The sequence below is a fragment of the Mediterraneibacter butyricigenes genome (assembly GCF_003574295.1).
GTDB classification, from domain to species: domain Bacteria; phylum Bacillota; class Clostridia; order Lachnospirales; family Lachnospiraceae; genus Mediterraneibacter_A; species Mediterraneibacter_A butyricigenes.
Map to the genome: position 1 here is coordinate 2,034,400 of NZ_BHGK01000001.1, position 23,061 is coordinate 2,057,460.

General features: G+C 46.9%; 24 protein-coding genes. 23 read left to right on the forward strand and 1 reads right to left on the reverse strand.

What is annotated here, in order from left to right; genetic code table 11:
- Positions 1-3 precede the first annotated feature (3 nt).
- The 12 genes from KGMB01110_RS10005 (at position 4) to KGMB01110_RS10060 (ending at position 11,993) form a co-directional block, all read left to right on the forward strand.
- Entirely contained in the window at positions 4-1,293 is a 1,290-nt protein-coding gene (locus tag KGMB01110_RS10005) for a relaxase/mobilization nuclease domain-containing protein (protein ID WP_119298167.1), read from the forward strand.
- A gap of 5 nt (positions 1,294-1,298) precedes the next feature.
- The gene (locus tag KGMB01110_RS10010) at positions 1,299-2,135 is read left to right on the forward strand and encodes a PcfB family protein (protein ID WP_117638845.1); all 837 of its coding nucleotides are present in this window, start codon (positions 1,299-1,301) and stop codon (positions 2,133-2,135) included.
- A 3-nt stretch (positions 2,136-2,138) separates the two neighbouring features.
- On the forward strand, positions 2,139-3,077 hold the full coding sequence (locus tag KGMB01110_RS10015) for an ArdC-like ssDNA-binding domain-containing protein (protein ID WP_119298168.1): 939 nt from the start codon (positions 2,139-2,141) through the stop codon (positions 3,075-3,077).
- A gap of 95 nt (positions 3,078-3,172) precedes the next feature.
- A complete protein-coding gene (locus KGMB01110_RS10020) occupies positions 3,173-3,487 on the forward strand; it encodes a hypothetical protein (RefSeq protein WP_015513376.1) in 315 nt (104 codons plus the stop codon).
- Positions 3,488-3,496: 9 nt separating this feature from the next.
- Positions 3,497-3,769: a DUF4314 domain-containing protein gene (locus KGMB01110_RS10025; RefSeq protein ID WP_330508123.1), complete on the forward strand. Its 273-nt coding sequence runs from the start codon at positions 3,497-3,499 to the stop codon at positions 3,767-3,769.
- 23 nt (positions 3,770-3,792) lie between these two features.
- On the forward strand, positions 3,793-5,526 hold the full coding sequence (locus KGMB01110_RS10030) for a VirD4-like conjugal transfer protein, CD1115 family (RefSeq protein ID WP_119298170.1): 1,734 nt from the start codon (positions 3,793-3,795) through the stop codon (positions 5,524-5,526).
- Positions 5,526-5,900, forward strand: coding sequence for a hypothetical protein (locus tag KGMB01110_RS10035; RefSeq protein WP_008400039.1), 375 nt, complete (start codon positions 5,526-5,528; stop codon positions 5,898-5,900). The genes KGMB01110_RS10030 and KGMB01110_RS10035 overlap by 1 nt, the downstream gene beginning before the upstream one ends.
- Positions 5,901-5,974: 74 nt before the next feature.
- Positions 5,975-6,814 (forward strand): hypothetical protein, encoded by an 840-nt coding sequence (locus KGMB01110_RS10040; RefSeq protein ID WP_008400038.1) that lies wholly within the window; start codon positions 5,975-5,977, stop codon positions 6,812-6,814.
- A gap of 12 nt (positions 6,815-6,826) precedes the next feature.
- A complete protein-coding gene (locus KGMB01110_RS10045) occupies positions 6,827-7,264 on the forward strand; it encodes a DUF4313 domain-containing protein (protein ID WP_119298171.1) in 438 nt (145 codons plus the stop codon).
- Positions 7,265-7,272: 8 nt separating this feature from the next.
- Positions 7,273-7,707, forward strand: coding sequence for a PrgI family protein (locus KGMB01110_RS10050; RefSeq protein WP_015535752.1), 435 nt, complete (start codon positions 7,273-7,275; stop codon positions 7,705-7,707).
- A complete protein-coding gene (locus tag KGMB01110_RS10055; RefSeq protein WP_330508282.1) occupies positions 7,700-10,030 on the forward strand; it encodes a VirB4-like conjugal transfer ATPase, CD1110 family in 2,331 nt (776 codons plus the stop codon). The genes KGMB01110_RS10050 and KGMB01110_RS10055 overlap by 8 nt, the downstream gene beginning before the upstream one ends.
- Before the next feature lie 31 nt (positions 10,031-10,061).
- Positions 10,062-11,993 carry a lysozyme family protein gene (locus KGMB01110_RS10060; RefSeq protein ID WP_119298173.1) on the forward strand — a complete coding sequence of 644 codons (1,932 nt, stop codon included), beginning with the start codon at positions 10,062-10,064 and terminating at the stop codon, positions 11,991-11,993.
- Between the two features lie 472 nt (positions 11,994-12,465).
- Here KGMB01110_RS10060 and KGMB01110_RS10065 read toward each other — a convergent pair whose 3' ends face one another.
- Positions 12,466-12,822 (reverse strand): helix-turn-helix domain-containing protein, encoded by a 357-nt coding sequence (locus KGMB01110_RS10065; RefSeq protein ID WP_005337966.1) that lies wholly within the window; start codon positions 12,820-12,822, stop codon positions 12,466-12,468.
- 588 nt (positions 12,823-13,410) lie between these two features.
- On the opposite strand from KGMB01110_RS10065, the gene KGMB01110_RS10075 reads away from it, so the two are divergent.
- From KGMB01110_RS10075 to KGMB01110_RS10125, 11 genes are all read left to right on the forward strand, one after another.
- The gene (locus KGMB01110_RS10075) at positions 13,411-14,193 is read left to right on the forward strand and encodes an ABC transporter ATP-binding protein (protein ID WP_008400030.1); all 783 of its coding nucleotides are present in this window, start codon (positions 13,411-13,413) and stop codon (positions 14,191-14,193) included.
- Positions 14,183-16,333, forward strand: coding sequence for an ABC transporter permease (locus KGMB01110_RS10080; protein WP_119298174.1), 2,151 nt, complete (start codon positions 14,183-14,185; stop codon positions 16,331-16,333). Before KGMB01110_RS10075 ends, KGMB01110_RS10080 begins: the two co-directional genes overlap by 11 nt.
- A 29-nt stretch (positions 16,334-16,362) precedes the next feature.
- Positions 16,363-17,046 (forward strand): response regulator transcription factor, encoded by a 684-nt coding sequence (locus tag KGMB01110_RS10085; protein WP_025577041.1) that lies wholly within the window; start codon positions 16,363-16,365, stop codon positions 17,044-17,046.
- Entirely contained in the window at positions 17,043-18,134 is a 1,092-nt protein-coding gene (locus KGMB01110_RS10090) for a sensor histidine kinase (RefSeq protein WP_008400027.1), read from the forward strand. The genes KGMB01110_RS10085 and KGMB01110_RS10090 overlap by 4 nt, the downstream gene beginning before the upstream one ends.
- The gene (locus KGMB01110_RS10095; protein WP_243112778.1) at positions 18,091-18,612 is read left to right on the forward strand and encodes a hypothetical protein; all 522 of its coding nucleotides are present in this window, start codon (positions 18,091-18,093) and stop codon (positions 18,610-18,612) included. Before KGMB01110_RS10090 ends, KGMB01110_RS10095 begins: the two co-directional genes overlap by 44 nt.
- Before the next feature lie 12 nt (positions 18,613-18,624).
- Positions 18,625-19,311, forward strand: a complete 687-nt coding sequence (locus KGMB01110_RS10100) for a DUF6619 domain-containing protein (protein ID WP_119298175.1) — start codon at positions 18,625-18,627, stop codon at positions 19,309-19,311.
- 47 nt (positions 19,312-19,358) lie between these two features.
- Positions 19,359-19,787 (forward strand): metal-dependent transcriptional regulator, encoded by a 429-nt coding sequence (locus KGMB01110_RS10105; protein WP_044944563.1) that lies wholly within the window; start codon positions 19,359-19,361, stop codon positions 19,785-19,787.
- A 30-nt stretch (positions 19,788-19,817) separates the two neighbouring features.
- On the forward strand, positions 19,818-20,537 hold the full coding sequence (locus KGMB01110_RS10110; protein ID WP_008400022.1) for a winged helix-turn-helix transcriptional regulator: 720 nt from the start codon (positions 19,818-19,820) through the stop codon (positions 20,535-20,537).
- A gap of 272 nt (positions 20,538-20,809) precedes the next feature.
- Entirely contained in the window at positions 20,810-21,250 is a 441-nt protein-coding gene (locus KGMB01110_RS10115; protein ID WP_055057436.1) for an ECF-type sigma factor, read from the forward strand.
- Between the two features lie 56 nt (positions 21,251-21,306).
- Positions 21,307-21,807 (forward strand): DUF3846 domain-containing protein, encoded by a 501-nt coding sequence (locus KGMB01110_RS10120; protein ID WP_119298176.1) that lies wholly within the window; start codon positions 21,307-21,309, stop codon positions 21,805-21,807.
- Positions 21,808-22,332: 525 nt separating this feature from the next.
- Positions 22,333-23,058: a DUF4240 domain-containing protein gene (locus KGMB01110_RS10125; RefSeq protein WP_118035266.1), complete on the forward strand. Its 726-nt coding sequence runs from the start codon at positions 22,333-22,335 to the stop codon at positions 23,056-23,058.
- The last annotated feature ends 3 nt before the right edge of the window (positions 23,059-23,061 follow it).

A 23,061-nucleotide genomic window follows, 5' to 3' on the forward strand; every position in this document is an offset into this window, starting at 1 on the left:
CCGATGGCATACACCAGTATCATCCCGGTCAGCCGTCTGGACAATTCCATCACGTACATCCGAAACAAGGATAAGACCACCAAGAAAGGGCAGAGTGCCGGCTCTCTGGAAGAAGCCATCGATTACGCCATGAATCGGGACAAGACGGAGCGTTCCGTTTTTGAGGATGCCATCGGCTGCGTCTGTGAGACTGCCTATCAAGATATGGTAGCTACGAAGAAACGATACCACAAGATGGACGGAGTACAGGGGTACCATCTGGTGCAGAGCTTTGTCAAAGGGGAAGTCACCCCGGAGCTTGCTCACCAGATCGGCATGGAAATGGCAGAAAGGCTCCTTCAGGGAAAATACGAAGCAGTCATCACCACCCATCTGAATACGGAGCATTACCACAACCACATCGTGTTTAATTCCGTGAGCATGGAAGATGGGAAAAAGTACCACAGCAACAGCAGGAGTTACTATGAGGATGTAAGGAAAGCTTCGGATGCCTTATGCCTGAAATACGGCTTATCTGTCATCGAACCGAAAAACGGCAAAGGGAAATCCTATGCACAGTGGATGGCAGAACAGGACGGAAAGCCGACCTGGAGAACCTCGATCCGTCTGGACATCCGGGATGCTGTGGCAGAGAGCTTCACATGGAAACAGTTTCTGGAACAGATGAAGCAGAGGGGATACCAGTGGAAGCTGAACCGGAAGTACATTGCATTAAAAGCACCGGGGATGGAACGGTATATCCGTCTGCGGAGCCTTGGGAAGCATTACTCGGAAGAGAGCATCCGGCAGTGGATCTTGCAGCCCAAGAGCAGGATACCTGCTGGAAAAGAAGGAGATTTCAGATCCCCGAAAAAGAAGTTAAAAGGGATACAGGCCCTGTACTATTCCTATCTGTACCAGATGGGTGCCCTAAAGCAGAAGCCGAAAAGGATTTCCCCGGTGCTCCGGGCAGACATCCGAAAACTGGATGCCAGGATCGAGCAGATGGAATTTCTACAGAAGCATCAGATCACTACCCGTGAAGAGCTACTCGCCTACCGCACATCGTTGGAAGAGAGGGTACAGGCACTCACGAAAGAGCGGAAGCGGCTCTACCGGAGCGAACCGGACAGTGTCAGGATCGGTCAGATCACCGAAGAACTGAAGCCACTTCGAAAGGATATCCGCATTTGTATCCGGATCGAACAGCAGTCCCAGGAGATGGAAGAAAAGATGCGTCTGGCAGAGCAGATCCAGAGACAGGAAGAAGAACAGACGGAGAAAAACAGAAAACCGAGAACAGAAAGCAGGTGAACAACATGAATTATGGAGGCGATGCGGCGGACCAGATCGTCCGGTATTCCCTGGACGGCGTGGACCACGGGCTCAGGCTTTCGGGTACGCTGGCAAAGCATCTGGCGGTATTTGTTGCCGCCGTATTAAAAGACCAGAAGAAAACGAGGGGCAAGACCAGAATGGTGCGGATGTTAAAGGAGAACAAGCCATTGAAGTTCTTCACTGTGCCATCTGACCGCCTGCGTGAATTCTGCAGTGAGGGCAGGAAACGAGGACTGCTCTATGTGATCATCCGGGATAAAAAGAACCCGGAGATGAGCGAGGTCATGGTCTTTGCCGATGATGCAGCCAAAGTCAACCGTGTCATGGATAAGATGAACCTTGATTTTGTAAGGAGCGAAGTCGGGGAAGCTGTCCATGAGGTAACCGCCGGAATGGAAGCACCGGAAACCGAAGCAGTACAGGAAACTGTGCAGATGCCAGAGGGCGAGGTGCAGTTTGAAATCAGCGATCTGGACGAAGCATTCCAGGTCGGTGACATGGACTTTTCTGAAGAGGAAAAGAACCAGAATCATCCCGAAAAGGAGTTTTCCGAACCGGAAAATTTTATCCCGGTGCAGGAAGAGGGGGAAGAGAATCTGTCCGGCTCTTCCTTGCACAGCAGAAATATTTCTACCGGGCAGGAAAAAGGGACTGATGCAGGGCAGAGGGAACAGGAGCGTCCCAGTGTCCGCCGGGAGCTGGAGAACATCAAACGGGAGAAAGCAGAGGAATCCCAGAAGCGGAGCCGGGAAAAGAACCGTGGACCAAGGAAAACGCAGAAGAAAGCAAGAAATAAACGAAAGGTGAAAGCGAGGTAGGAGATGGACCTGACAAAATTTTTAGGGCAGGACTCGCAGGAGCAGTCCGCCCAGCGGTTATCGAAAGAAGAATATGCCGCACAGAAAAAGCAGGAGAGGGAAGAAATCTGGGGTATGATCGATGGAAAGGCACAGGAGGTCTTCCAGAATGGGGACTCCTTAAAAGGATTCCTTGATTTTATGGGACGGTGCAAGCCGCAGAGGACAGACAACCTGTTCCTGCTTTATGCACAGAATCCGGAGATCCGGCAGGTCAAGACCTTTGAAAAATGGAAGGAAGAAGGCAAGGTAGTCAAGACCGGAAGCAAGGGATACAACTTCATTGTCGGACAGGAATATGAAAAGGACGGTGTCATCCAGCAGGGGTACTCCATCCAGAAAGCCTATGACATCAGCCAGATCCGTACCAAGCAGCCGGAAGAGGCAGAGCCAAAGCCGATGGACCAGCTGATGGAAGCACTGCTGACCGACAGCGAGGTACGGATTCAGATCGCAGACAATCTGCCGGATAAGGTACAGGCACAGTACATCCCGAACAAGCGGACGATCTATGTCCGAAATGGCATGAGCGAAAATGCAACGTTCCATTCCATCAGCCGGGAGCTGGCCTGTGCATCCCTTGACCATCACGATGGAAGCTACAGCCGGGCAGGGGTATCGGCACAGGCCTATTGTGCGGCGTATGTGACAGCACAGAAATACGGCGTGGATGTCTCCGGTTTTTCCTTTGACAAGGTATGCCAGATGCAGGCATTCGGACAGAAAGATCCGAAAGAACTCCGCTCCTTTATCCAGGATGTAAAGAGTGCAGCCTATTCCATTGGCAAGCAGGTAGACCGCAGCCTTGGCAAAAGCGAGCAGGAATTTATGACCGATGAATTTGCCATCCCGGAGGAAAAAACGGAGAAACCTGCCAAGAGTAAAAAGTCTCCGGAACGCTGATAAAAAGGGGCTTTTCCGGCTCTTTTGCAGTAGCTTTCCGGGAGGAAGTGTGGTATGTTGTGGTTGAGAAAAAGAGGAAAAAAGGAGGCTCGCCTATGACAAGAATGCGATATGTAAAGATGGACCGGATCATGAACCACATGCTGATCCATGCACTCCGGGAAGTGTTCCGGCAGGAAAAAGAACAGGGGCTTCCGGTGGATACCACACGGGATCTGGTTCTGAAGCTGGCAGAGCAGGAAGAGGGAAAGCTCTACCTGACAGAAGCCGAACACAGCAAATCCGTGGAAGCCTTAAACCAGCTCCGGGACACATACCTGAAAAACGGACGCTATTCCGATGGGATCGACAGCGTCCTGTTAAAGATCATGAAATCCAGATACCGCCCATACCGTGGAAGGGGAAGATGAAGAAAGGATGTGGTACAAATATACAGAAATATGACACAAGAAAGAATAGAAGCCATGCGGAGAAGATATCCGCCGGGAACCGAGGTCACGCTTAACAGCATGGAGGGGGAGAGCCACATGCCACCCGGCTTAAAAGGTAAGGTGGATATGGTAGACGATGCAGGGCAGATCCACGTAAACTGGGAGAATGGAAGCAGTCTTGCCCTCGTTCCGGGAGTGGACAGCTTCAACATTACGGACCTGCCAAGAGCAGAGAGGCCCAAACAGCAGCAATCCCGGTAACAAACAGCCGGAAGTCAGACTGGGTGATTTGGCTTGCCGGACTGCCTGTCATCTGGTGGGTAGCAATCCTGCTTGCGGATGCCATCCAGCCGGGCAGGAATCTTTTCGAGCTGATGGAGGTTCTCACAGAAAAGCTGAACCATCCCTTCCAGTTTCATTATACGGAATATACCATCAAGTCGATGCTGGTCTGCACGTTACTTTACGCAGCCGGGATCGGCATTTTTTATTCCAGTCAGAAGAACTACCGCAGAGGGGAAGAACATGGCTCTGCCAGATGGGGCGATGCCCGGCAGATCTGTAAGAAATATAGCCAGAAGCCGTACTCCCAGAACATCCTGCTGACACAGAACTTCCGCATTAGCCTTGACACCCACAAGCACCGCAGATGTCTCAACATTCTCGTAGTGGGAGGCTCCGGTGCAGGAAAATCCAGAGGCTTTGCCCTGCCAAACATCATGCAGTGCTGCTGTTCGATGGTCATCACCGATCCGAAAGCCGAGCTGCTCCGAAAGACAGGCGGTCTGCTGGAAAAGAAAGGATATGAGGTGCGTGTCTTTGACCTCATCAATCCCGACACATCTTTTTGCTACAATCCATTCGAGTATGTCCACGATGACAAAGACGTGCTCCGTCTTATTTCCAATCTGATACAAAACACCACACCCAAAGGTTCCCAGTCCTCTGATCCCTTCTGGGAGAAGAGCGAAACCGCACTACTTCAGGCACTGATGCTGTATCTGCTCCACGAAGCTCCGCCGGAAGAACAGAACTTCGCCATGATCATGGAGATGTTAGGCTCGGCACAGGTAAAAGAAGAGGACGAGGACTACGAGTCCCCTCTGGACATTTTGTTTGACCGTCTGGAGATGCGGGACCCGGACAGCATTGCCGTCAAGCAGTATCACATTTACAAGCAGGCGGCAGGAAAGACCGCCAAGTCCATCCTGATCAGTGTAGGTGTCCGGCTGGCAGCCTTCAATCTGCCGCAGATCGCCAAGCTGACCAATACTGATGAACTGGATCTTTCCAGCATGGGAGAAAGAAAAGTTGCCCTTTTCTGCTGTATCCCGGATGCAGACACCTCTTTGAATTATCTGGTAGGCATGATCTACAGCCAGCTTTTCCAGACGCTTTATTACATGGCAGACCGTGTGCATGGCGGTGCCCTCCCGGTTCCGGTCAACTGCATCATGGATGAGTTTCCAAACGCATCCCTGCCAAATGAGTTTGAGAAGATCCTGGCAACCTGCCGTTCCCGTTCCATTTACTGCAGCATCATCATCCAGAACATGAGCCAACTAAAGGCTCTGTTCAAGGACTCCTGGGAAAGTCTGGTGGGCAACTGCGATGAGTTTTTGTACCTGGGCGGCAATGAAAAAGAGACACACAAATATGTATCAGAATTACTGGGGAAAGAAACCATAGACACCAACACCTACGGGCAGACCAAAGGAAAATCCGGCAGCTACTCCACCAACTTCCAGCAGAGCGGAAGGGAGCTGTTACAGCCGGATGAAGTCCGTATGCTGGATAACCAGAATGCACTTCTGTTTATCCGCGGGGAGCGGCCCATACTGGATGCCAAGTATGACCTGATGAAGCATCCCAACATCCGGTATACCGAGGACGGAGGTGCCGGCCCGTTCAATTATGCGAAAGCACCGCTGGCGCATGACGATTTTACATTTGACGAAACAAGATATGACGATTACGAACTGCTTCTGGATGAGGACATCATCGGGGAGCTTTTTTGATGGGAGGAATGCCAATGAATTTACTGAAAAATAAGAAACACACAGAAATCAGGAAAGAGACCGCACCGCTGAAGATGAAGAGAGGGCAGAAGAAACTGTTTGCTCTGTATGCAGTCATGGTACTGTCGATCTGCATTGGGGCGACCTGCGTTTATGCCGCAGGCGATCCGCTGACCGTAGTCAATAACCTGTCCACGTTTATCTTTTCCCTGATCCGCGCCATTGGCCTGATCCTGCTGGGATTTGGTATCGTGCAGGTCGGTCTGTCCTTAAAGAGCCACGATCCAAGCCAGAGGGCAAACGGATTTCTGACACTGGCAGGCGGTATCATTATTACCTTTGCAAAAGAGATCCTGGACCTGATCATGGGATAGGAGAAGAGTCCAGAAGGGGAGCCATGCGAAATGCCGGCTCCCTGCTCACTTTTGAGGATGGGAGGTGAAACTGTTTGAGTGATAACTGGATCGTACAGAATCTAAATTCTGCCTTGCAGACCTGGAGCGACAAGCTGGCTGAGATCTGGACACTGCTGACGCAAAGCCCGGAGAATTTCAAGGGCGGGGCGATCTGGAGCGTGATGACGAACATCAACGGTGGACTGAAAGCCATCGGGTACGGCCTGCTGGTTCTGTTCTTTGCGGCGGGGCTTGTGAAAACCTGTGGGAGCTTCACGGATATGAAAAAGCCGGAACATGTAGTGAAAGCCTTTATCCGTTTTGCACTGGCACAGGGAGCCGTCATGTCCGGCATGGAGCTTTTGACCGCGATCTTTTCCATTGTGCAGGGCATCGTGACAAACATCATGTCCCACTCTGGGATGGCAGGGGGAACCGTAACGGAACTGCCCTCGGAGATCGTGGACAAGATCGAAGCGGTCGGGATGCTGGAATCCATCCCTTTGTGGATCGTAACCCTGTTAGGCAGTCTGCTAATTACCGTGCTTTCCTTTGTAATGATCCTGACCGTATATGGAAGAATGTTCAAGCTGTACATGTACACGGCCATCGCACCGATTCCGCTGGCAACCTTTGCCGGGGAGCCAACCCAGTCTGTAGGAAAGAACTTTATCCGTTCCTACGCCGGGGTATGTCTGGAAGGAGCCATCATCGCACTGGCCTGCATCATCTTTTCGGTGTTTGCATCAAGTCCGCCGGCCATCGGGGACACCAGCCTGTCCGCCGTGACCATTGTCTGGAATTACGTCGGGGAACTGGTATTTAACCTGCTGGTACTGGTCGGGGCAGTCAAGGCATCCGACCGTATCGTAAAAGAAATCATGGGATTATAGGAGGCGAAAAAAATGGAAGAACCAAAGACACTGAGCTACGACTGGCAGTATGGCCGGGAGGAATTATTTCTCAGGGTAGACAGTTACATGAGCGATGACAATCTCTATATCGGGCTTTACCATATGGAAGATGGATACCCGGAAAGCTTTGCAGACCTTACGGTAAACCTGCCTTTTGCTTCGCTGGGCGGTATCAATGAAGCCTATATCGACCACAATTTCAGCAAAGAAAAGCTTCGTTTTATAAAGCAGCATAAGCTGGGAACGATACAGCCGGATACCGCATCCTCCGGTTACTGCATCTTCCAGAGGGTTGCATTCGACCTGAAAAAACTGGCAGAGCTTGATCCGGAAGGAACAAAAAGATTTATGGAAAGAAATGGCATCCGGCAAAGGGATGTACCAAAACAGAAACAAAAGAAAAAACAGAGATTACAAAGAGAAAGGTAGAAAACAACATGGAAGTGAAAATGAATAAAGAAATCCGAGACTATCAGGAGTCAATGTTCTGGGGCTTAAGCTTCCGGCAGTGCTTATTTTCGGTACTGGCGATCCTGGCAGCCCTTGGAATCTATTTTGTCACCCGGAAATATGCCGGGGAACAGGTAACCGGATGGCTGTGCATCCTTGGGGCGGCTCCCTTTGCAGCCTGCGGCTTTTTTCGTTACCACGGCATGACGGCAGAACAGTTTGCATGGGTAGTCATTAAATCCGAACTGCTGTACCCGAAGCGGCTGGTATTTAAGTCGGAGAACCTGTACTTTTCCTGCATGGAAGAGAGCCTGCGGCTGGGTGAGAAAATGATGGGAAACGGAGCGGAACTTCTGGAAAAGAAGCGGACGAAACAGAAGAAACCAAAGAAGCGAAGAGGAAGGGGTGATGCCTTTGATTAAAACCCTGAGTCAGACACTGAAACAGGACAAGGAAAAATTTAAAGTACCGAAGTCTGTCCAGCAGGCCATCCCGATTCGCAAGATCTGGCCAGATGGTATTTTTCAGGTGGAGAGCAAGTATTCCAGGACATTCCGGTTTACGGATATCAACTATTCCATTGCCAGTAAAGCGGACAAGACGGAAATGTTCCTGGACTACTCTGAACTTTTAAATGCACTGGATTCTGGCTGTACGGCGAAGATCACCCTGAACAATCGTAAGATCAACAAGGAAGAGTTTGAGCAGTCCCTGCTGATCCCGATGAAAGGGGACGGTCTGGACGAGTACCGGAAAGAGTACAATGACATGCTCCTTTCCAAGATCTCCGGTACCAACAACAGTATCTACCAGGAACGCTATCTGACCATCAGCGTCCACAAGAAAAACATCGATGAAGCCAGAACCTATTTCGCACGTGTGGGAACGGACATCATCACCCATCTGGCCAAGCTGTCCTCTATTGGGGAAGAGCTGGATGCAGAGCAGAGGCTACAGATCTTCCGGGACTTTTTCAAGGCAGACGTTCCACAGAGTTTTCCATTTGACATGAAAGCCTTTGCGAAAAAAGGACACAGCTTCAAAGACTGGATCTGCCCGGACACGATGGAATTCCATAACGACCATTTCAAGCTGGGCGAGCAGTACGGCAGAGTCCTTTTTATGGAAGATTACGCCAGCTATGTAAAGGATGAGATGATCTCCGAACTGTGCAGCCTTGGCAGGAACCTGATGCTGTCCATTGATATCATCCCCGTACCGACAGACGAAGCGGTGCGTGAGATCCAGAACCGACTGCTGGGCGTGGAGACAAACGTCACCAACTGGCAGAGACGCCAGAATGCCAACAATAACTTTTCAGCCGTAGTTCCCTATGACATGGAGCTGCAGAGAAAAGAGACCAAGGAAATGCTGGACGATCTGACTACCAGGGACCAGAGGATGATGTTCGGTATCCTGACAATGGTACATATGGCAGAAAGCAAGAAACAACTGGATTCTGATACGGAAACCCTGTATTCCATTGCAAGAAAACACCTCTGCCAGATGGCAACCCTGAAATGGCAACAGGTCGATGGACTGAATACCGTCCTGCCGTATGGCCTGCGGAAAATCGATGCCGTGCGAACCCTTACCACAGAGTCCACTGCCGTATTGATTCCATTCCATACGCAGGAGATCATGCAGCCGGGCGGCATCTATTATGGGCAGAATGCAGTCAGCAAAAATATGCTGGTGGCAGACCGAAGGAAACTGTTAAATGGCAACTCTTTCCGACTGGGTGTCAGCGGTTCGGGAAAGAGCTTCTCAGCAAAAGAAGAGATCGTAGACCTTGCCCTTTCCACGGAAGATGACATCCTCATCCTTGATCCAGAGTCGGAGTTTGCTTCTTTGGTGGAAGCCTTAAACGGAGAGGTTATCCGGATCTCGGCAACCTCGGATACCCATCTGAATGCACTGGACATGGATTCCGCCTATGGCAATGACCGCAACCCGCTCATTGAGAAGTCAGAATTTATCCTGTCCTTGTTTGAGCAGCTTGTCGGAGCCGGAAACCTTTCGGCAAAGGAGAAATCCATCCTCGACCGCTGCACCGCAGATGTGTACCGGGATTATATGAGGGGCGGTTACAAAGGGCAGGTGCCGACTTTGAAAGACCTGTACCGACAGCTCATGCTCCAGCCGGAGGAAGAAGCCAGAGGACTGGCCTTGTCTTCGGAATTGTTTATCAACGGAAGTCTGAACACCTTTGCCCAGGAAACCAATGTCAACACGAAGAGCCGTATCATCGACTATGATATTCGGGAGCTGGGCGAACAGCTGATGCCCCTTGGCATGCTGGTCACACTGGATTCTATTTTCAACCGTGTGATCCAGAACTGGAAGAAGGGAAAAACGACATGGATCTTTGCGGATGAGTTTTATCTGCTGTTCCGCTACGAATACAGTGCGGACTTTTTCTACCGCCTGTACAAGCGTATCCGTAAGTATTCCGGATTTGTCACCGGGCTTACCCAGAACGTAGAGGAACTTCTGAAATCCGATACCGCCCGCCTGATGCTGGCGAACAGTGAGTTCCTGATCCTTTTGAATCAGGCCACCACCGACCGGGACGAGCTGGCGGCACTTCTGAATATTTCAGACAACCAGTTATCCTACATCACCAATGTGGGTGCCGGCCATGGTCTGATCCGCTGTTCCGGAAATCTGGTGCCATTTGAAAATTCGTTTCCAAGAAATACAAAACTGTACCGCCTGATGACGACCAAGCCGGGCGAAGCGTAAGAGCGGGACAAGCCGGGACTGGAGGTGAGAGATGAAGGATATCAAAACCAAAGAAGTTACAACAAAACCAAAGACCAAAAATCCTGCCTCCAGAATCCCCAAGGAGCTGATGCGGACGGCCATACTGGAGAGCAAGGAAAAATCCCAGACCATCGCAAATGCCAGGGACAATGACATGGGAGAACAGTCCCCATCCGAATATGCCAGTGGGAAAGTCACATCCGCAGAGGAATGGGCTGCAAGAAAGACAGGCAGAACTGTAACCAGAGCCGGAAAGACAGCCGCACAGACTTCCTACGAGAAGATCAAACAGAGAGCCGCTAGCAAAAAAGAAGCGGAGAAAGAAACCGCCAGAGGAACAGGGGACACACAGACCGCCAATCCTGCCAGCCGGGAAGCTCAGGAAGCACAGATCCGGGAAGTACAGATCCAGGAAGCCCAGCGGCAAAAGGTGGTTTCAGATGCCGTCAAAACGAAAGAGCAGAAGATCCGGGCTGCCAGGGAGACACCAAGAATCCAGAACAGACAGGAAATAGCAGAAATGAAGCAGCTCTCCATCCGAGAACAGAGCCGGAAGAAGGAAGCAAAAGATACAGTAAGGCAGACCGCCATCCGACAGAAACAGCCGGAAACCATTCGGATTAAAGAAAAACCAAGGAAACAGCCGGAGCCGAAAACCATACAGAAGCGTATCATCAAGACGGCTCCCCAGTCTGCGAAGATCAGCGTCCAGCCAGAGCAGAAGCTCCGTGCGGCCAGCTCCAACGCCCTGACAGCCCGGATGCAGAAGCAGATGGAACGAAGGGCAGCGAAACAGGCGGCGAAGAAAGCAGCCTTGCAGACTTCTGATGGAATCCGTCGGATACAGAAAACGGCAAGGGCAGGGGAGAATACATTCAAGGCAGCTAGGGCCGCCGTGGAAGTGGCAGCGAAAACCGTGCAGTCCATGATGGCTGCACTGGGAGCGGCCGGAGCGGTCATGGTTCTGCTTCTGGTTATCATGGTCGGGATCATTGGCGGTGCGGCATTCTCTGGAAACTCAGAGAGCAACGAAGCGCTCAGCCAGGAAGTACTTTCCTATACGGCAACCATCCAGAAATACGCCAACCAGTATGGAATCCCCGAATACGTTTCCGTGATACAGGCAATCATGATGCAGGAATCTGGCGGCCGGGGGACCGATCCCATGCAGAGCAGTGAGTGCCCATACAACACCAGGTACTCCAACAGTCCCAATGCCATCCAGGACGCAGATTACTCCATACAGGTAGGAATCCAGTATTATGCAGACTGCCTGAAGGAAGCCGGATGCACCAGTCCACAGGATATGGATAAGCTGAAACTGTCCCTGCAAGGATATAACTACGGCAACGGATACATAACGTGGGCGATACGGAAGTATGGCGGTTACAGTGCCGAAAATGCCCTGCAGTTTTCCAACGAGCAGGCGGCTTCGCATGGATGGAGTGCCTATGGCGACCCAGAGTACGTCCCACATGTCCTGCGGTATTATTCCAGCGGCGGATTGTTTGCCGGCCTGTTTGGAGGCAACGGCCAGATCGTATCGGTGGCACTTACCCAGCTTGGAAATGAGGGAGGCCAGAAGTTCTGGTCGTGGTATGGCTTTGACAGCCATGTGGCATGGTGTGCCTGCTTTGCCAGCTGGTGTGGGGATCAGGCAGGACTCATCGAGAGCGGCAAGATGCCAAAATTCTCCCTGTGCGATGATGGAATCGCATGGTTCCAGAGCAAGGGAAAGTGGAAAAGCCGGGGATATTCCCCAGCACCCGGAACCCTGATCTTTTTTGACTGGAACGGGGACGGAACCTCAGACCATGTGGGAATCGTGGAGAAAACCGAAGGCAGTACCGTATACACCGTGGAAGGAAACTCCAGTAATGCCGTGAACCAGAGAAGCTATGATATCAATAACGGAACGATCATGGGATATGGTATACTTTGAAAATTAAAATAGAATATAAGTTATAACCTATGAAAAGAAATTTGATATGTGTAAGTTGATAATGAAAGTCGATGCAAGTATGGATTCTTATGCAAAGATTATTTAAAGAACCATAAAAATACGCTGTATCAGTTTATGCTTGCTGTAAAATATTTTGTATTTTGGAAAAAAGTAAAAAAATAGTATACAGTTGACAACTCATCAACGTAAAGAGTTCATTGTCTAAATGAGTAGGGAACTTCTTTTCTGACTTTAAAAGAATTTTAAATTTTTTGTTACCACCTGGAATTATTTACGATATATAGTATGAATAGATAATAACGGAAATGTAAAAGGGACAGTAGATGTAAAAAATCAGCTTTGTCCCTTTTGTAACCTAAATTTGATATGTATAAGTTAACTTTCTTATTTGATTAAATTTATATGAAATGAAAAGAACCAGTGAGAGAATCGTTAAATTTCACTCACTGGCTCAATTCGTTTCAAATTTTTCGGACAACTCTGTCAGTTCTTTCACCGTTTCCTGGGTGTGATGCAGCAGGGTGTCACGCATTTCTGGCGGACAGCTGGAATAAAGCATTTTCATCTGATTGACACCCTCATCCTCCAGAGAAACATCTGGATTTATAAGTGTATCTAAAGAGATGTGCAGGACCTTTGCCAATGCTCTCAAAATCAAATAGGAAGGATTCATTTTCCCTTTTTCGATATTGGCGATTTGCTTTACAGAAACATGGCTCAGATCAGAAAGTTCCTGTTGTGTCAGTTCTTTATTCTTTCGGGCTTCCCGCATTTTTTGCCCTAAAGCAGTTAAATCATCAATCGGCATAATCGTTCACCTCAATAATATCGTATCGTTCCGGTTTATGTGATGGAATGACCTTATTATGCCGGTTAATGGGCTTGATTATACCGATTATAAAACTGAGAATACAAATTCCATTAAAGAGTAATGAAGGATGCAAACTTACCTGTATCCGTGACAGCATCCGGCGTGGTCTGAAGCAGCTGGCAAAGTATTTTTAGGGTAGAATAACAGAGGGCGCAAGGTCTCAAAGTGCTTCTGCATAAGACCTTGCGCCCTACCTATTGTAGTAGCCTTAGAGGTGTATTTTGTAAAGCTATCTTTGAGTGAAGAAACATGATCTTTATCAAGAAAATTTGTTTCTTTCGGATATGTTTATATAGTTCCACTTGATAGCCAAAATAATTCATAACTATTACCTTGAAGCGGGCAAGCACATCGGATAGAATAAATATAAAGAAAAGCAGCGGCGATCTGGCACAAACGTCACATCGCCGCCCTTTAGCATTTAGCATAGAAACCTTACATCAACTGTAAGTGGTTTATCTTCCTGCCATGCAGTAAAATATAATCAACAACTAATCAAAAAGCGAAAAGGCAAAAGGTGATAATATGAATTGCAAAGAAAAACTTTTGGAAGTCCGAGATATACACAAGGTATATACGAAAGAGGGTGTTCCTACAAAAGCTCTTAATGGCATTACCTTTGATGTTCTTGATGGCGAATTTTTGGGGATCATGGGCGCAAGCGGATCAGGAAAAACGACCCTGCTAAATTGCATTGCTACGGTTATTAAACCGACCTCCGGGCAAGTCCTGCTTTCCGGCGCAAATGTGAGTTCCTTTGATAGCGAAAAACTGGCTGAGTATCGGGGCAATAAAATAGGCTATCTGTTTCAGGATTTTGCTTTGCTTGACAACTTGACTGGCAGAGAAAATATCCTGCTGCCGCTTTCTATCCATAATGTAGATATATCTGCTGCGGAGAAGAAGTTGAATGACATTGCAGGACTTTTTGGAATCACGGATGTGCTCTCCAAATTTCCGGCGCAGATGTCAGGTGGTCAAAAACAGCGCGTCGCTGCCGCCCGCAGTTTGATTTCCGACCCCGATATTATTTTGGCAGATGAGCCAACTGGGGCATTGGATACAAAGGCAGCGCGGTTGCTTATGGAAAAACTGTGCGAGATCAATCACGGTCGCGGACGCACAATTTTGATGGTAACACACGACCCGAACGCTGCAAGTTTTTGTTCCAGAATCCTATTCATACAGGACGGTGTGATTTTCCATGAGCTGCGCCGGAAAATTCCGACTGAAACACGGGAGGAATTTTATGCGCGTATCTTACAGGTAATGGCACAGATGGGAGGAGGGAGTGCAAATGTTCTTTAACCTTGCGTGGCGAAACTCCAAACGAAACCGTAGTGAGAACCTGATTTATTTTCTTACTATGGTTACAGCTGTAGCCACATTTTATATCGTCCTCTCCCTTGGAAGCCAGGACGTGATGCGCTTCTTGGAGGAAATCGAAAGTGACGCTGTTAATCGACTTCTGACAATGCTAATGCCGACGGTTTATCTTTTTTCGCTGCTGTTTGTATTTTTCCTTGTCATTTTTGCGAACAAATATCAGCTTGAATGTAGGAGCCGGGAATTAGGGCTTTACCTGATGTTTGGAATGACAAAGCGACACTTGTTTATTCAAATCATGGCAGAGGGGCTAATCACATCACTGCTGGCTCTTTTGGGCGGACTGATTTGCGGCGGCTTTTTATCAGAGGTAATCAGCCTTGCTACGGCACGGCTTGTAGGTCGCGGCATAATTGCACATCAGTCAAGTTTTTCTGTGAGCGCTGTTCTCTTGACAACGCTTGGATTTCTAATGATTCAAGTTGTCGCGTTGTTCATCCTTTGTGGAAGACTATTCAACAAAGAAATCCACCAACTCCTTTATGGAGAAATGGCGAAGAAACAGCAAGTTGGAAAAATGAGTGGGAACTTATTTTCCCTCATTCTCGGAGCGGTAGTTTTGACGCTTGCATATTGGGTAATCCTAAAGTATTTCATGGTTGCTGGCGGTATGATGATAATTGTTGCCGTGATATTAGGTATTGTGGGAACAATGCTTTTTATCCGTGGGCTTGCAGGCTTGCTGAGCGCAGCGGCGGCTTCTGTGAAACGCAACACAACACACGGTCTATATATTTTCACTCTGCGGCAGTTACACGAAAATATAGTCCACAAGTATATTTCAATCGGTGTTGCATCTATTTTGATTATGCTCACTATCATGCTCATTGCGGACGGATCAACCCGCATTATGTCGTATGGGAACCAAATGACGCGGGGATCTTCTGTTTACGATTTTACCGTCACGGGCAATGAAGCGACTGTTGAAAAATACCTTTCGGGTAAGCAAATGCAGCCCTATGTGGCTGATTTGAGCCGCATGGAAACAGGAACAATGAAACGCCCAGCTTCCGTGAAAGCGAACTCTTTTATAGATTGGTCCGGGCTGCGTGAACAGGTTGTTTTGAATCTGCCGCCAGAAGTAGAGGATCCCGTCACACAAGGAGCTACAAGCTATGAGTTCAGTCCCAATCAACCAGCCGCGCTTAACCTTTTAGGGTGTATTGATACTACGGGAGCTTCGCCATTTTTAATTCCCGTATCTTCATATAACGAATTGCTGGAAGCAGCTGGAGAAAAAACTATCGTTCTTGGAATCGACGAAGCTGTATTCTATCTTAACCCGGATTTTCAGGGGAGTACAAAAGAAGAAACCACCACCATGTTGAACCAGATTGCGGAGGACGCACGGGCTAATGGTAAAGTCTTGATTTCTATTGACGGACTGCCAATTACGCTTATCCCGTTTGTGCCGATGAAAGGCTTGACTGCGGATGAAAACGTAAAAATCATAACCGCATTGATTGTTTCCGATGAAGTATATTCTGAATATGTAAATCCAGACACCGTTACCGTTTATCACAATTTCTGTATTCCGAGCGAAACTGTGGAAGCTGATGGCCTGATGGTGTCGATTATGGAAGCCCGTGACCTGTTAAAGCCCTCTGGCCTGTACTGCGAAAGCTATTTGGACAATTTCGGACGGCAACTATTTTATGTCATTTCCGGCAGCTACACGACCTTATACATGGGTTTTATGCTTCTAATTATCGCTTGCGCCCTACTTGCCCTGCAATTCCTAACCCAAATGCGAGAAACAAAGGCAAGGTATGCGACACTTTCTATTCTGGGCGCACGACGCGAACAAATGAAGCGTTCCATAAACCAACAGGTGCTATGGTATTTTCTGCTCCCGCTGTTTCCTGCGTGTATCAGCGGTACAGTCGGAATTTGCGCAATGCAGCATTACCTATACTCTAATATGGCAAAACTGCAACAGTCTTATCCTATGCTGCTCGTTATGGCGCTTGTCGTTGTTTGTATGCTTGCATTGTACGGTGTGGCTATTGCGCGGACAGCAAACCGTGAAATCAGCAAATTAAATTGGAAGCCAAATGCTTAATGGGCTTATTCGGGAAGGAGGTGTTCATATTGGCGCAAATTATTGTGGTTGAAGATGATGTATATATGCGGGAAGAATTGATTGATGTGTTGGAAAAAGCGGGATATGACGCTGTTCCTTTGCTTGACTTTGAAAATGCCGTATCACAGATAATGTCTCTTTCCCCGGACTTGATTTTGCTCGACATCAATCTTCCTTTTCACTCCGGCTTTGAAATCTGCAAAGAGGTAAAGGCCAAACAGCTTGGGACTGTGCTGATATTAACTGCAAGAGATAAATTACAGGACGAGCTTCACGCTTTGGGATTAGGGGCGGACGATTACCTAACAAAGCCATGCAACACGGAACGGCTTCTTGCCCGCATTAAAAACCTCTTGCGCCGCAAAGAAGAACAGATGCAGCAGGGATTGCTTAACGGGGGCGGCTTCCTGCTTGATCCAAACACTTTTACGCTCTATGCAGGAAAGAAATCTTATGTTCTTCCGCAGAATGAGGGGAAAATACTTCTCACCCTTTTGAAAAGCAGCCCGAACCTTGTATCAAAGAGCGACCTGTTTCATGTGCTTTGGGGAACAGCGGAGTTTATAGACGAAAATGCGCTGCAAGTCAATTTTACACGACTGCGGAAAACGCTGCGTGAAGTTGGACTTGATGATCGCATTGAAACGGTGCGCGGGCAAGGCTACCGTTTGAAAGAGCAGGTGGAAGTATGAAGAAATTTAATACTCTCTTGACCTATGTATCGTCCAATCGTATTTGGTTGATTACTCTTGGCTGCTTGGATTTGTTCTTTGCGTTTCTGGCATGGGTGGCTTATCCGGGGGATTTTTTGAGCCTTGTGGGGCTAATGATATTTGTATCACTTGCCGCGTTTGTCATCCCCTTTGTCATCTCAATTCATAAACGCAGTAAAATTGATGCCGCTTTTCGGCGCTTTCTGTTAGAGCCGGACGACACAAACGAATACCTGTTGTGTGAAAGTGCCCCCGCGTCAATGCGCCCATATATCCATGAATTAGCCCATCATCTGAGAATGCAAGAGGGGTATGTGAACGAACAGCAGTTAAAGGTTGCCAACTACGAAAGTTATATTGAAAATTGGGTGCATGAAATCAAGAAACCTCTGTCCCTTATGACGCTTCTTTTAGATAATCGAAAGGTTGAGATGTCACCGTTGGTGCATACTCGTATGCTATATGTACGCGACCATGTGCGGCAGAACGTAGAACAGATTTTGTACTTTTCACGTCTTGGGGCGGCTCACAAAGATTGCTATTTTGAACCAATTCTGATCTTAGAGACTTGTCGGGAAGCGGTTGAGGACAATTTATCCTTGCTTGAAGAAGCCCAATTTTCTGTCACATATTCCGGGAACGACTGTAACGTAATTTCTAACAAAAAAGGCTTTATGTTCATTTTGGGACAGATTATTAGCAACAGTGTAAAGTATGCTGTGAAGGACACCGCCCCCGCTATTCAATTTTCAGTAACGGATAATCCAGAAAGCGGGCAGATTACTCTATCCGTCAGCGATAACGGAACAGGTATACCCGCGTCTGATCTGCCGTTTGTTTTTGATAAGGGCTTCACTGGGGACGCAGGAAGCTTTTTAAGCCGCTCCACAGGTATGGGATTATATTTAGTGCAGAAAATGGCAAAAGATTTAGCGATAGATTTACAAATCACATCACAGTTGTCATGCGGAACAACCATTATTCTGATGTTCCCCAAGGTGCAATATCCAGTCAGGAGGTTTGATGATGCAACAGCAGATTCGTACGCAAACACCAAAGAAAAATAAGCCTGCGGCTTCTCTGATTATAAGTTGGCTGATTATCTTGGGCGTATATTTACTTTTGCGCCTTGTCTTTGTTATCTTCGGATTTCATTTGGCACCAGTTGTTTTAGGTGGATGTTTAGCTGTTCTACCTTACATTGCGGGAGCGTTTTATCTTTTTAAGACACCAGCGGCACATCGGGTGGGAGGTTGTGTGTTAGGAATTTTACTGCCGTCCATTGTAGAAAAACTCGTTCTTTATTTTTTTGGTGCGTCCCTTTACGGAATACCTCTGGCAGATGTCAGCGGAGTAATGAGCAGAATTGCAGCGAATGAGCCGTTCACACACATTTTTTCTAATCCGGCAGCACGCTATATTCTTAATCTATCATTTTTTGGATGGCAGTACATTGTCGGCAGTATTGTCGTATGTGCAATTCTGATTTTAGGCATGATGGGTATTCAAAAAGAAAATCATGTTCTCGAACGTAAGGAAAACTGAGGGGATTTGTAAATGAGCAGAAAAATAGTGATGATACTCGTGTGCATCCTTGTATTGGGTCTATCTGGGTGTGGAGATACACTCACTCTTAATCAATACAATACGAGTGAAATTTGGTATATAGCATATACAGACATTGATACAGTTTGTGAGAGCAATGAATTAACCGCAGATGGCTCCAGCATTTTACATTCTGAGGAAGATTATCTTCTGCTTTCATATGTAGTTGACAGCAATATTGAAATTACAAAAGAGCTAAAGGATGGGGGGTGGGACCATTTGATCCTGACAAACCCTCAATGGATAGATCGCTTTGGTGATCCCAGCAAGTTAAAACCTGTGGAATATGGCAGTTTGGCAAATAGCATGCAGGAATTTTTAGATGTTCAAATGCCTATATTGACTGCTGATGGAAATGTATTGCCTGATGGAGTGGGACTATATCAATATGATGGAGAGACATTATTGGCATTTCCGGTGCATGTGGCGTTGGGCGCAGCAGAGCCGATAGAAGCAAAAAATCCATTGATTATCCTTGTGGATAAACCGGCACAAAGTCTTAAAGCGAGTAGCTGTATGTTGCCGCTGACTTCAAGCGGAAATGTCCTGTTTGCAGAAGGAGAGAAACTTCAAGAGTCATTTGACGAGAGCAAACTAATTGACTATGGATCGATTGAAGAGTTTCAGATGAATCATTAAAGTGAATCTGAAATGTGGAAAACAGTAGCTTAGTATAACAGAAATAGCTGCCGCACGACGGCAAAAGAAAAAAAGCCGTCGTACAGCAGCTAGAATCCGTGCTTATACTTCAAAAGAAACTCGGTATGGTGCGTTCCGTGGATGTTGCCCGGTACATGGAAGTTTCAAAACCCAGCGTATGTTACGCAGTAGGAACTTTACGAGAGGGCGGTTTTTTGACAACAGACGAAAACCATTATATACACCTGACCGACCTTGGCCGGGATGTGGCCGAAAAAATTTACGAACGCCATTGCTTTTTTACTTATCAACTTATAGCCGTTGGAGTTAATCCACAAACTGCAGAAGTGGATGCTTGTCGCATGGAACATGCAGTCAGTGATGAAAGTTTTCAAAAACTGAAAGAGCATGCGATGAGAGGGATTGCTGCACAAAAAATTGACAATACATTTGATAATTTTCCTGTGAAGAAATAGAAAATGTTGTTTTGCTAAAATAGATTAAATATGAAAGACACAAAATACAAGATATTAGCATATTTTGACAATCAATCATATCGAAAACTATTCAATGAGGTAAACTCAGATTATGCAGAAAATCTACAAATTTTACTGCATAATTTGAGTTTATTTTCTTATGATGTGCTTATAATAGGAGTGATCCTTTATAAAGAGAACATAAGTAATATTATATCTGCTATTAGAAAAATAACGCAGATACCAATTATTATTTTGACGGATGCTTCCTCTTTATTGTGTATGTCATGGAAAAAAGAATTAATATACGCTGGTGCAGATTGTGTAATGGATATAAATAGCACTATAGAAGAAGTAGATCTGCAGATTTTTTCATTGGCACGACGAAATAATAAACAAAAAATAACTCAAAAGCAATCCGAAACGATGATTGATAAGGGAAAACTTGTAATGGATCATAAGAAACATAAAGTATTTTGGAATAATGTAGCGTTACATTTAACACGACAAGAATATAATTTTTTATACTTATTAGCGGTGACACCGATGAGAGTATACACATTTGAACAGATTTACCAGCTCGTATGGAAAGATTATTCTGTTGGTGATATTAAAAATATCATCTGGTGTCTGGTAAAGCGATTGAGAAAAAAGTTGAATGTCGTTGAAGACGGTGCCGGGAATTGCATTGTCAGTGTCAGGGATATAGGTTACAAATTTGAATTGAATAATGAAAACGAACAGCAGTAAGGCGAATAATCCGTAAAAAGATTGTTCGTCTTATTTTATTTGTGCTGGAAAGAAGGTGATAAAAATTGACCGTCAATTGACAGGTTTCTGACCGTTAACTGACAGGTGCATCCGATACACTGTGCCTTTGTAAAGATATGATTACAAAGGAGATCCGTGTTTGCAGGGAAACAGCAGAGATGCCGGACATTCCTGTGGACAGGAAGAACGAGCCAGATCACCGCCACACTCCGATTTGATTTCACAAAAATTCAGATCGGAGGAAAAGATAAGTGGCTTATAACAAAGCAAAAGAAGAATATAGATGGAACCAGTGGAAAGCAGAGGAAGAGAAGATCCTGCGTGAGCAGGGTGTGGATGAAGAGACGATCCAGAAGCTCCGGGAGTATGACTGGAACGATTTTAACGCAGAGCGGAGATTCCGGGAACATCAGACCTCACTTCTGGACTGTATGGAACTGCTTCTGGAAGAAAAAGAATCAGGAGAGTCTCAGCCAGAGAGTGTGGAAGCCCTGCTCGATACCGTGGAGAATGAGGAATTGCTCCAGATCCTGTTATCGACTGACAAGAAAACTCTTCAGATGGTTGTTCTGAAGATGATGGGATATGCACCAAAGGAGATCAGCCATCACATGGAACTGCCGGAGCAGACTGTTTATACAAGACTGCGGAGGTTACGGGAGAAAATCAAAAAGTCCATGAAATTTGAATAAAACAAAAGGCTCTCATCGGCTGATTATCAGAACGAATAGACAGGAGGATTGATACGATGGATGAGAAAGAAGTGTCCGAAATGCAGGAAGAAATGATGACGGTACTGGTAGTCGAGCCGATGAAAGCACCCTATGTCAAAAGCATCCCCAATGAGCTGGAAGATCTGCAGCAGGCAGTAGGCGGTGACATTGAGATGACTTATCCGTTTGAGGATGAGGTTGGAATTCTTTTAAACGGCAATGGAAAATTTGAGGGGTTGCCGTTAAATCGGGCATTGTACGATGACCGAGGACAGGTCTATGATGCCATTGCCGGAACATTCCTTGTGGTAGGACTGACAGAAGATGATTTTACTTCGCTGACACCGGAGCAGATTGAAAAGTTTAAAGAAAAATATCAGTCACCGGAAGTTTTCACCCTGTTTAACGGGGAACTTCATGTGATGAAGATGCCACCGCAGGAACAAAAAGAGCAGAAGGAAAGTCGGAAGAAGGATGCACAGGAGAAGAATCCGGCAAAAGGAAAAAAGAAAAACAGATCCGGGGAAGCACGATAAAAAATTTTTCTGTGAAGTGAATAAAAAAATACACTGCCATCGGCTAGTAAGCAGAGGGACATCCCTCGGCTGTTCTTTGGCAAGTGAATATCGGCACTACAGGTACGTTCCCAACCGTAGAAGCGTGACAGTATGAGCGCCATGATTAAGTATAGGGTAAAGATTCTTAGACTTGGAGCGAGAAAGCATAGCTGTGAATAAGGCGGTGGCAGCCTTTCGCCAGGATCACGGACGGGGGATAATGATACACGTTACCAGCCAGAGAGCGGAAGATGGACTCCGGGTTGTAATCAGAAAGACCCCCAGGACATCTGTGAGCGGCGGCAGGCCAGCCGCCCGCCTGTAGTGTCCCCTTTCCCAGAAGAAATACAGGGATAGTTCCGGGGGTGCGAGGTCAAATGCGGAACAGCAAGATAAAAAAGAAATCAATGAAGAAGTGTGTCGTTGATATCAGATACCATGCGGCTGTGGGAGACTACAGCCGTATTCTTGTGGTATTAACGTCACATCAAGGGGAGAGAACAGATGGAAGAAACAAAAAGAAGTGGAATGAGCAAGGATCAATTCTGGAATCTGATTGAAAAAGCAAAGGAAGTGTGCGGCACCGATCTGGATGCTTCGGCAGTGTGGATCAAGCAGCAGCTCTTCTATATGACACCGGAGGATGTCCTCCAATTCCACAATCTTGTTTACAGTTACCGGGATGCAGCTTATAAGTATGGCTTGTGGACAGCGGCAGGTGTTATGATGGAAACCGGGTGCAGTGATGATAGTTTTTCTGATTTTCGGATGTGGCTGATTGCCCAGGGAAAAGAAGTCTATCTGAATGCTTTAAAAGATCCGGATTCCCTTTCCGGCGTGACTCCTTATGGATACTGTAGTTTTGAATCATTGGGATATATCTCATCGCAGGTTTACAGTGCCATGAAAGGGAAAAATATCTACCAGGACAGTACGGCAAGAATGCAGATGGAATGCTATGAGCAGGTGGTAAGGGATATTGTGTACCATCCCATGATCGAGTATCCGCTGGAATTGCCGGAAGCAATGGTGGTATATCCGAAACTCTGTGAATGCCATTTGTCCGAGCAGGTAAAGAAAGCACCACAGAAAGTAAAGACATGGAATGTTTCCCGGACGGATATCCGAAGGATGATGGCAAGAGGGAATGCTGCCATAAAGAAAATACAGGAGCAGGGACAGAATATACCGGAAGCAGTCCGATCCATCCATAAGGGTATGGTAAGATAAGCT

Excerpts from the sequence above, each read along its gene's own strand:
- KGMB01110_RS10095 (WP_243112778.1), top strand. The coding sequence starts at position 18,091 with ATGATGCAACAGCAGATTCGTACGCAAACACCAAAGAAAAATAAGCCT.
- KGMB01110_RS10120 (WP_119298176.1), top strand. The coding sequence starts at position 21,307 with ATGGATGAGAAAGAAGTGTCCGAAATGCAGGAAGAAATGATGACGGTA.
- KGMB01110_RS10090 (WP_008400027.1), top strand. The coding sequence starts at position 17,043 with ATGAAGAAATTTAATACTCTCTTGACCTATGTATCGTCCAATCGTATT.
- KGMB01110_RS10035 (WP_008400039.1), top strand. The coding sequence starts at position 5,526 with ATGGGAGGAATGCCAATGAATTTACTGAAAAATAAGAAACACACAGAA.
- KGMB01110_RS10010 (WP_117638845.1), top strand. The coding sequence starts at position 1,299 with ATGAATTATGGAGGCGATGCGGCGGACCAGATCGTCCGGTATTCCCTG.
- KGMB01110_RS10065 (WP_005337966.1), bottom strand. The coding sequence starts at position 12,822 with ATGCCGATTGATGATTTAACTGCTTTAGGGCAAAAAATGCGGGAAGCC.
- KGMB01110_RS10125 (WP_118035266.1), top strand. The coding sequence starts at position 22,333 with ATGGAAGAAACAAAAAGAAGTGGAATGAGCAAGGATCAATTCTGGAAT.
- KGMB01110_RS10005 (WP_119298167.1), top strand. The coding sequence starts at position 4 with ATGGCATACACCAGTATCATCCCGGTCAGCCGTCTGGACAATTCCATC.
- KGMB01110_RS10015 (WP_119298168.1), top strand. The coding sequence starts at position 2,139 with ATGGACCTGACAAAATTTTTAGGGCAGGACTCGCAGGAGCAGTCCGCC.
- KGMB01110_RS10020 (WP_015513376.1), top strand. The coding sequence starts at position 3,173 with ATGACAAGAATGCGATATGTAAAGATGGACCGGATCATGAACCACATG.
- KGMB01110_RS10050 (WP_015535752.1), top strand. The coding sequence starts at position 7,273 with ATGGAAGTGAAAATGAATAAAGAAATCCGAGACTATCAGGAGTCAATG.
- KGMB01110_RS10110 (WP_008400022.1), top strand. The coding sequence starts at position 19,818 with ATGAAAGACACAAAATACAAGATATTAGCATATTTTGACAATCAATCA.
- KGMB01110_RS10060 (WP_119298173.1), top strand. The coding sequence starts at position 10,062 with ATGAAGGATATCAAAACCAAAGAAGTTACAACAAAACCAAAGACCAAA.
- KGMB01110_RS10075 (WP_008400030.1), top strand. The coding sequence starts at position 13,411 with ATGAATTGCAAAGAAAAACTTTTGGAAGTCCGAGATATACACAAGGTA.
- KGMB01110_RS10045 (WP_119298171.1), top strand. The coding sequence starts at position 6,827 with ATGGAAGAACCAAAGACACTGAGCTACGACTGGCAGTATGGCCGGGAG.
- KGMB01110_RS10100 (WP_119298175.1), top strand. The coding sequence starts at position 18,625 with ATGAGCAGAAAAATAGTGATGATACTCGTGTGCATCCTTGTATTGGGT.
- KGMB01110_RS10080 (WP_119298174.1), top strand. The coding sequence starts at position 14,183 with ATGTTCTTTAACCTTGCGTGGCGAAACTCCAAACGAAACCGTAGTGAG.